This is a genomic window from Vibrio sp. 970 (genome assembly GCF_033339075.1).
In genome coordinates, this window is sequence record NZ_JAWOTW010000806.1 from 1 (window position 1) to 519 (window position 519).

A 519-nucleotide genomic window follows, 5' to 3' on the forward strand; every position below is an offset into this window, starting at 1 on the left:
GGTTGGTTTCAAAAACGGTACTGACGGTAACATTAAAATCGCGAGTGATGCTATTCGTTCTGCAAGCGCTTCTCACCATTTCCTATCGGTAACGAAGTACGGTCATTCAGCGATTGTTGAAACCGCAGGTAACCCAGACTGCCACATCATTTTACGTGGTGGTAAAGAACCAAACTACAGTGCAGCACACGTTGCTCAAATCAAAGACGAGTTGGACGCGGCAGGTCTACCGAAGAAAGTGATGATCGATTTTAGCCACGCGAACAGCTCTAAGCAGTTCAAACGTCAAATGCTAGTGTCTGATGATGTATCAGAGCAAATCGCTGGTGGTGAAGATGCAATCTTTGGCGTGATGATCGAGTCTCATTTGGTTGAAGGCCGCCAAGATTTAGTGGATGGTAAAGTGGCAACTTACGGTCAGTCGATTACTGATGCATGTATCGGTTGGGACGATACGGAAACGGTACTTCGTCAGCTTTCTGAAGCAGTAAAAGCGCGCCGTAGCAAATAAGCTCAGCA

General features: G+C 46.6%; 1 protein-coding gene. It reads left to right on the forward strand.

Features of this window, described 5'->3' with window-relative positions:
- On the forward strand, positions 1 to 511 hold a 511-nt coding region (locus tag R7Q11_RS29305; RefSeq protein WP_225467362.1), incomplete at its 5' end, for a 3-deoxy-7-phosphoheptulonate synthase.
- Between the last annotated feature and the right edge of the window lie 8 nt (positions 512 to 519).